The organism is Streptomyces sp. NPDC059201 (assembly GCF_042754585.1).
Classification (GTDB): domain Bacteria; phylum Actinomycetota; class Actinomycetes; order Streptomycetales; family Streptomycetaceae; genus Streptomyces.
Genome location: NZ_JBHZBB010000028.1, coordinates 1 through 1,059, shown reverse-complemented (window position 1 = coordinate 1,059; position 1,059 = coordinate 1). Strand labels below are relative to the sequence as shown.

At 56.1% G+C, this 1,059-nt stretch carries 1 rRNA gene; it reads right to left on the bottom strand.

What is annotated here, in order from left to right:
- A 23S ribosomal RNA gene (locus ACFXMG_RS38835) occupies positions 1-1,059 on the bottom strand; the annotation flags it as partial.

Genomic DNA, 1,059 nt, shown 5'->3' with positions numbered 1-1,059 from the left:
AGTCTCCCACCTATCCTACACAAGCCGAACCGAACACCAATATCAAACTGTAGTAAAGGTCCCGGGGTCTTTCCGTCCTTCTGCGCGAAACGAGCATCTTTACTCGTAGTGCAATTTCACCGGGCCTATGGTTGAGACAGTCGAGAAGTCGTTACGCCATTCGTGCAGGTCGGAACTTACCCGACAAGGAATTTCGCTACCTTAGGATGGTTATAGTTACCACCGCCGTTTACTGGCGCTTAAGTTCTCAGCTTCGCAACCCCGAAAGGTCACTAACCGGTCCCCTTAACGTTCCAGCACCGGGCAGGCGTCAGTCCGTATACATCGCCTTACGGCTTCGCACGGACCTGTGTTTTTAGTAAACAGTCGCTTCTCGCTGGTCTCTGCGGCCACCCCCAGCTCACGGAGTAAATCCGATCACCAAGCGTGGCCCCCCTTCTCCCGAAGTTACGGGGGCATTTTGCCGAGTTCCTTAACCATAGTTCACCCGAACGCCTCGGTATTCTCTACCTGACCACCTGAGTCGGTTTAGGGTACGGGCCGCCATGAAACTCGCTAGAGGCTTTTCTCGACAGCATAGGATCATCCACTTCACCACAATCGGCTCGGCATCAGGTCTCAGGCTATGTGCTGTCCGGATTTGCCTAGACAGCGCCCTACACCCTTACCCCGGGACTACCACCGCCCGGGCTGGACTACCTTCCTGCGTCACCCCATCGCTTACCTACTACCACCTTGGTTCGCCGGCTCCACCACTTTCCTTTCCCCGAAGGGTCCGGAACGGCTTCACGGGCTTAGCATTAATGGGCTCGATATTGGGCGTTTCAAAGCGGGTACCGGAATATCAACCGGTTGTCCATCGACTACGCCTGTCGGCCTCGCCTTAGGTCCCGACTTACCCTGGGCAGATCAGCTTGACCCAGGAACCCTTAGTCAATCGGCGCACACGTTTCTCACGTGTGTATCGCTACTCATGCCTGCATTCTCACTCGTGAACCGTCCACAACTCGCTTCCGCGGCTGCTTCACCCGGCACACGACGCTCCCCTACCCATCACAG